Source organism: Oscillibacter sp. CU971 (assembly GCF_905219725.1).
In the GTDB taxonomy this organism is placed as follows: Bacteria; Bacillota; Clostridia; order Oscillospirales; family Oscillospiraceae; genus Oscillibacter.
The window spans coordinates 1-7,126 of the sequence record NZ_CAJMXG010000153.1; the positions used below are offsets into that span (position 1 = coordinate 1).

Consider the following 7,126-nt stretch of genomic DNA (forward strand, 5'->3'; position numbering starts at 1 on the left):
CAGTTAATACAGTTCACCAACAACGTGCGGCGGGGTAGCCCCGCCGCGGAAGGGAAGGTACGCGGTGATCAGCCTCAACTACCGGGACTCCCGGCCTATCTACGAGCAGATCAAGGATGGGCTGCGCAAGCTGATTGTCACCGGGGCCATCGGGACGGACGAAAAGCTCCCCTCAGTCCGGTCCCTGGCGACGCAGCTGTCCATCAACCCCAACACCATCCAGCGGGCCTACAACGAGCTGGAGGGGGAAGGCTACATCTACTCCGTCCCCGGCAAGGGAAGCTTCGCCACCGGGGAAACGGGCGCCGGAACGGTCCGCCGGAAGGAGCTCTTTGAAAAGGCCCGGGAGCTTCTGGCGGAGCTTAAGTATCTCGGCGTCAGCCAGGAAGAGCTCATGGCTCTTCTTGAAGAAGAGCCATCCGGCGGGGCCCCCGCCGGGGCGCGCAAGGAGGAAACACGATGATTCAAGTTACCAACACCGTCAAGCGCTTTGACGGCTTCGCCGCCCTGGACGGCGTGAGCCTGTCCGTCCCCGCGGGAAGCGTCTATGGCCTTGTGGGCCCCAACGGCGCGGGGAAATCCACCCTCATCCGCTGCCTTACCGGCATCTACCGCCAGGACGAGGGAGAGCTCGCCATCGACGGCCAAAGCGTCTGGGAGAACGAGGCCCTGAAATCCCGGGTCGCCGCCATTGCCGACGACTGGTATTACTTCCCCCAGGCCACCATCCGGGACATGTGCAAATTCTACCGGGGCTTTTACCCCAGCTTCTCCATGGAGCGGTATGAAAAATGCAAGGAGGTCTTCCAGATCGACGAGAAGCGCCCCCTCCGCCGCCTCAGCAAGGGCATGCAGAAGCAGGCCGCCTTCTGGCTGACCCTCAGCGCCATGCCGGACTACCTGATTCTCGACGAGCCGGTGGACGGCCTGGACCCCGTCATGCGGCGGCAGGTCTGGTCGCTGGTGCTGGGGGACGTCAGCCAGCGGGGGACCACGGTCCTCGTCTCCTCCCACAACCTCCGGGAGCTGGAGGACGTGTGCGACCACGTGGGCATCCTGGACCACGGCAGGGTTTTGCTGGAGCGGTCCCTGGCCCAATTGCAGGACAACATGGTCAAGCTCCAGGTGGTCTTCAAGGACGGTGGCGGCGTGCCGGAGGACCTGGAGGTGCTCCACGCCTCCAAGGTGGGGCGCATCCACACCCTCATCATGCGCATGAACGCGGAGGAAGCCGCCCACCGCCTGGCGGTCTACGAGCCCATGCTGGTGGACGCCGTGCCGCTGACGCTGGAGGAAATTTTCATCTATGAGTTAGGAGGCGCCGACTATGCGGTCAAAGACATCGTACTTTAATCCCACCCTCTTTAAAAAGAATCTCGCCCGGTTCTGGCCGTTGTGGGGCGGCGCGTCCATCATTGGGGCCCTGTTCCCCCTGGCCTTCCTCACCATCCTCATCCGGGAGAACGCCCTCTTTGGGGAGCCCATGAGCGACCCCCTGGGCATTACAGCGGGCTATTACCAGATTGTGGCCTGGATCATCCCCACCCTCTCCCTGCTGTACGCGGCTCTCTGCGCCCTGGCGGCCTGGGGCTGGCTGTACGATCCCCGGAGCGTGGGCATGTACCACTCCCTGCCCGTCACCCGGAAGGGCATTTTCGTCACGGACTTCCTCTCCGGTATGGCCATGATGCTGCTGCCCTACGCCGTCACCGGGGGTCTGGCCATCCTGGTTTCCGCCATCGTGGGCGGCTTGGAGCCCGTGGGCCTGGCGGTGACCATCCTGGCCGTGGCGGGGCAGAGCTTTTTCTTCTTCGCCTCCGCCACGGCGGTGGTGTTCGTCACCGGCAACCCCTTCGCCTTCGCCGCCCTCTATTTCATCTTCCACTTCATCGCCGCCGGGGCCGAGTGGCTGGTCACGAGGCTCATGACCATGTTTTACTTCGGCGTGGAGCGGTACTACCAGGGCGTGATCGAGTTTTTGAGCCCCACCATGTACCTGANAAGGATGCTGAACGTGGACACGACGTCCCGGCAGATCATCAATGCCGAGGGCTGGGAGGAATCCGTCCTGGAGTCCGTCACCCTGGCAAACGGCTGGCTCATCGCCGTCTATGCCCTGGCGGGCGCGGTGCTGCTGGCGGCGGCCTGGGCCCTGTACCGCCGCCGGAGGAGCGAGAGCGCCGGAGAGGTGGTGGCCGTTGGGTGGATGAAGCCCATCTTCCGCTATGGCGTGGCCTTCTGCGCCGCCTGCACCGGGGGCATGGCCCTCTACAACGTATTCTTCGCGGGCTATGAGACCACCCGCACCGCCAGCCCGGTCCCCCTGGCCCTCTGCATGGCGGCAGCCGGCGTGATTGGGTACTACATCGCCTCCATGCTGCTGAGCAAGTCCCTCCGGGTGTTCCGGGGAAGCTGGAAGGGGGTTCTGGCCACGGCGCTGGCCTCCGCCGCCCTCTGCGCCGCCGTGGCGCTGGACCCCCTGAGCGTGGAGAGCTGGACGCCCCGGCCGGAGGAGGTGGGAAGCGTTCTGCTGATCGTCAACGGCGTAAACGGCAGAGGCGTCAGCACCAGACTAACGGACCCCGCCCTGATTCAGAACATTCTGGACGTGCATCAGGCTGTCCTGGCGGAGCGGGAGGACCTGAACAAAAGCTGGCGGGGCCTGGGGGGAGAGGACGTTTCCGTGGCCTATTTGGACGTTACATACTATGAGGGTGAAATCGGCTCCCCCCACACCAGCCGCATGTATAACCTCCCCTGCTCCCGGGAGCGGATGGAGCGGTCCCAGGCCCTGCAGAAGCTGGTAGCCCTGGCCGCCAACCCCGCCATCCAGGAGGCCAACATCTTCGGCCATGTTTACAGGGAGAACCTTGAAACCCGCCTCACCGGCGGCTACGCCGACCGCCTCTACAACCCGGAGACAAAGGAGATGGAACAGCTGGAACTGACCCTGGAGCAGGCCAAGGCCCTGGAGGACGCCGTCCGGCGGGACGTGGCGGCGGGGCACTTCGGACGGACCCTGTTCCTGCTGGACGACCTCTATAACCAGGCCATCTGCACCGGGGGCCTGGAGCTCTATTACTCCGTCACCGACCTGGACCGTCCCCAGGCAGGCCCCCACTCCCAGACCGTCTCCCTGAGCCTCTCCGCCTACTGCACGGAGACTCTCAAGGCCCTGGAGGACCTTGGCATTGTGAACGGGAGCCGGAGGCTCCTGACCTACGCGGAGCAGTCCGCCCTGGAGAGTGAGGAAGAGGGCGTGCCCTTCGAGGGGGACTACGACCCCTACAGCTTCCCTCGCTCCGGCAGCGCCGTCTACCCCGGAGACGCCTACGTTTACCCTGGGGAAGAGGTGGACGCCGCGCTGCTCCGCTGACCCGTGAGGCGGTCCGAAAAAATTNTTAAAAAATTTCCCGGCGGAATGAAACAAAACCGCCTCCTGGATCGTCTTATAGTATAGATGAAGAGAAAGGAGACTCCCCCTATGGAGCAAACAACATCCGTGCAGAACCTCTGGCGCGTCTGGGTCGACACCCGCCGCCGCATCGTGTCCTTCCATGAGGAGGAGGACTGCAAGCTGCTGGAGTTCCGGAACCGGGAACTGTTTTTCAGCTGCATCGAGCAGTACACCGGGATGCAGTACCGCTATCAATAAAAGAGAGGGAGGCTCGGCCTCCCTCTCTTTTTGTGCGCCTGTATCCTATACAATGAAGCCCCCGTCCGCCGTCAGCACCTGCCCGGTAATAAAGGACGCCCGGTCCGACGCCAGGAAGGCCACCGCCTCCGCAATCTCCTCCGGCCTCCCCAGGCGGCCCAGGGGGGTCTCCTCCGCCAGCATCGCCCGGGTTTCCTCTCCCAGGGCCCGCACCATGTCCGTCTCCACGCACCCCGGGGCCACGCAGTTGACCCGGATGCCCGACGGGGCCAGCTCCAGGGCCAGGGAGCGGGTGAGGCCGATAAGCCCCGCCTTGGTCGCGGCGTAGGCCGCCTCGCAGCTGGCCCCCCGGAGGCCCCACATGGAAGAAATATTGACAATGCACCCCCGCTTCTCGCTGAGCATGTGGGGCAGCACCGCCAGGGCGGCGTTCCGGGGCCCAGTGAGGTTCACCGCCAGAAGCCGCTCCCAGCCCTGGTCGTCCAGGTCCTGGAAAAGGCCCTGGCGGGAAATTCCGGCGTTGTTCACCAGCAGCTCTACAGGCCCCAGCTCCTCCGAAGCGGCCCGGACCATGGCTTCCACCGCCCCCCGGTCCGCAGCGTCCGCCTGGAAGGCCATGGCGGCGCGGCCCTGAGCGCGGAGCTCGGAAACCAAGCTCCCGGCGGCGTCCCGGCGTTCCAGATAGTTGACGCAGACGGCCCAGCCCTCCCGGGCCAGGACGGCGGCGATGGCCCGGCCAATGCCCCGGGAGGCCCCGGTAACCAAGGCAGATCGTCTCATCATACACACCTCCGCAAAAAGAAAGCCTTGAAACCGTCTGGTTTCAAGGCTTTTTGGTGGAGCGGCCGCAACCAACGGCGAACACCCCGCATGACTTGAAACCGTGTCCTCAAAGTGTTCCTCTATCTCGTCCAGCAGAATATCATCAATGGTGATTGGCCTGTCTCCGCCGTTGAGGATCAGCGTCATTCTATCATCGTAGAGGTAGATTGCCCGTAGGAAAATATTCACCATTCCCCGGCGGTTATTCTCATCGGTGATATTCCCTCGTTTCAGTGAATAGAGAAACACCTTGATCTGTGGAGCGGTAAATGTGACCTGCTTTCCCATCTCAATGGCAAGCTGGCCTTGCAACTCGTCCTTTTCCCGCTTGCGCTTCCCAATGCGCTCGGTAATCATATCCACCGCCTGCCCACGCTCCAACGCTTTCCAGAGGTTTTCTATGGCAACATCCGCCTCTTGTATTGCCGCCTTAATGCGCTTAATGGCGGAGCTGTCATAGTCGGCCTCACAAGCGGCGGCAACCGCGAGGGCAATTTTCTCAATATTGCTGTCTGTCAACAACTTGTGGCACTCCAAAACAACCCTGTCCTCGATTTTCTGCTTGTTGACAACTTTCTTCCGGCAAGCCTTTTTCTTGGCGCTCTTGCAGGCGTAGTAGCGATAGGCTGTCCCGGATTTTCCCGTCCCGCCGTAGCCGGTCATCATCTCCCGGCAGTAGCCGCAAAACAGCTTCGTCGTCAGCAGATATTCCTCTCGCCCCCTGGAACGGGCGGGAGCTTTTTTGTTGCGGTCAAGGATATGCTGTACCCGCTGAAAAAGCTCGTCCTCAATGATGCGGGGCATCCCGCCCGGCGTTTCCGTGTCCTTGTAGATGTAATAGCCGATGTACCGCTTGTTCCGCAAAAGCCGGTGCAGACTGTTCTTGTTGAACTCCTTGCCCTGGGAAGTCTTGACCTGCTTCGAGTTGAGATATTTCGTGATTTCAGCGACGGTTTTTCCGCTGGCGTACATCTCAAAAATCTCCCGGACAATAGCAGCACCCTCCGGGTCAACATGGAAGCGGCGTTCCTCGTCCACATAGTAGCCAAGGCCCGGATTGCTCCCATTGCTCAAANACTTTTCAGCGTTGATGTCCATGCCCCGCCGTATCTTTTGGGACAGCTCCGCCGAGTAGTATTCGGCCATGCTCTCCAACACGCCCTCCACCAAAATACCGCTGGCGTCGTCACTGATATTTTCTCTGGCGGAGATCACCCGGACGCCGTTCTTTTTGAGCTTGGCCTTGTTGATGGCGCTGTCATAGCGGTTCCGGGCGAAGCGGTCAAGCTGATAAACAAGTATGCCCTCAAAAATGTGCTTGTCGCTGTCGGCAATCATGCGCTGAAACTCGGCCCGGCTGTCTGTCGTGCCGCTCTGCGCCCGGTCTATGTATTCGCCAATCACGATATGCCCGTTGTTCTTGGCAAACTCATAGCAGGTTTGAAGCTGGCCCTCAATGGATTGCTCCGTCTGGCTGTGGCTGGAATATCGGGCGTAAATGACAATGTTCACTCTTTCACCCCCTCCAGCATTTCAACGATGGCTTTTTTCAAGCGGTCATTCATGGGTGAGGCGGGGTCAAAGCACATCTCCACAAACCGCCTCATGTCCTTATCTTCTTCCAGAATTTTTGGCTTGTACTCGTACAGCTTGCCCTGGGGTTTTTCAGTGCGGCAGCAGATATAATCCATCGACACATCGAAGTAATCCGCATACCAGATCAGCACTTTGATGGGAGCGGCGGAGTAGCCTGTTTCGTATCGATTGATGGTAGCCTGGGGGATGCCAGCGATTTTTCCGAACTTGGCTTGGGACAGTCCGATGCCCTCCCGGAGCGTTCTCATTCTTTTGCCTATATCGCTCAAATTGCTCACCTCCTGTCGTACTGATAGTATAGCAGAAAGTGAGATTTCTGTCAATCCAAATTATGAATTATAAAGAAAGGATATGTGAATACTATGCCAGTATTTCATGTCAAGAAAACCACAGATTACACCGTCATGTCCAACCACCATCTGCGGGACAAATCCCTGTCCCTGAAAGCCAAAGGTCTGCTGTCGCAAATCCTCTCGTTGCCGGAAGAATGGGACTACACCCTGCAAGGGTTGGCCTACATCAACCGGGAACAGATCGACGCCATCCGTCAGGCAGTCCACGAGCTGGAGCGGGCCGGGTATATTGTGCGGACGAGGGAACGTGACAGCCGGGGACGTCTGCGGGGAGCGGAGTACACCATCTACGAACAGCCGCAATCGGTGTCTGCTTTACCGGCGTTGGATTAACCTGCATCGGGAAATCCAATATCGGAAAATCCTATGTAGGTAAATCCGACGCAATAAAATAAAGATATAAGTAAATAAAGAAAAATCAAATAAAGAGTTATCAATTACCCATTCCTTTCCTATCTTTTCTCCTGCCCTCTCCTTTGGGGATGGGCGGCAAAGCCGCCGGAAGGGAATGGAACGGAAGCGGAAAGCAGGGAGGCCAAATAGCAGCAGGGCTTATCGAGGCCCTTATCTGACCCGCAGAAACCGTACAGACGCGAAGCGGGTGTACGGTTTCTGCGGGTGCCACAAGAGGGCCGCAGGCCCTCTTGTGTAACAGCACAGTTTCACAGTTCAGCATGAGCCAGGACAGGAGAGTCGGAGT

At 60.1% G+C, this 7,126-nt stretch carries 5 protein-coding genes and 1 pseudogene; 4 read left to right on the plus strand and 2 right to left on the minus strand.

The window, feature by feature from the left end; all coding sequences use genetic code 11:
• Positions 1-64: 64 nt before the first annotated feature.
• From JX325_RS10760 to JX325_RS10770, 3 genes are all read left to right on the plus strand, one after another.
• On the plus strand, positions 65-463 hold the full coding sequence (locus tag JX325_RS10760) for a GntR family transcriptional regulator (RefSeq protein ID WP_204791129.1): 399 nt from the start codon (positions 65-67) through the stop codon (positions 461-463).
• A complete protein-coding gene (locus JX325_RS10765) occupies positions 460-1,353 on the plus strand; it encodes an ABC transporter ATP-binding protein (protein ID WP_204791130.1) in 894 nt (297 codons plus the stop codon). Before JX325_RS10760 ends, JX325_RS10765 begins: the two co-directional genes overlap by 4 nt.
• A gap of 2,131 nt (positions 1,354-3,484) precedes the next feature.
• On the plus strand, positions 3,485-3,655 hold the full coding sequence (locus tag JX325_RS10770; RefSeq protein WP_204791131.1) for a hypothetical protein: 171 nt from the start codon (positions 3,485-3,487) through the stop codon (positions 3,653-3,655).
• Between the two features lie 45 nt (positions 3,656-3,700).
• Here JX325_RS10770 and ymfI read toward each other — a convergent pair whose 3' ends face one another.
• A complete protein-coding gene (gene ymfI, locus JX325_RS18160) occupies positions 3,701-5,989 on the minus strand; it encodes an elongation factor P 5-aminopentanone reductase (protein WP_243414047.1) in 2,289 nt (762 codons plus the stop codon).
• Complete coding sequence (locus tag JX325_RS10785; RefSeq protein WP_204791132.1) at positions 5,986-6,342, minus strand: helix-turn-helix domain-containing protein; 357 nt, start codon at positions 6,340-6,342, stop codon at positions 5,986-5,988. Before JX325_RS10785 ends, ymfI begins: the two co-directional genes overlap by 4 nt.
• Positions 6,343-6,435: 93 nt before the next feature.
• On the opposite strand from JX325_RS10785, the pseudogene JX325_RS18715 reads away from it, so the two are divergent.
• Positions 6,436-6,963: pseudogene (locus JX325_RS18715) on the plus strand (helix-turn-helix domain-containing protein); the annotation flags it as partial.
• Positions 6,964-7,126 lie beyond the last annotated feature (163 nt).

What these genes read in the sequence shown, in the direction of transcription:
- JX325_RS10765 (WP_204791130.1), top strand. Translation starts at nt 460, where the DNA reads ATGATTCAAGTTACCAACACCGTCAAGCGCTTTGACGGCTTCGCCGCC.
- JX325_RS10770 (WP_204791131.1), top strand. Translation starts at nt 3,485, where the DNA reads ATGGAGCAAACAACATCCGTGCAGAACCTCTGGCGCGTCTGGGTCGAC.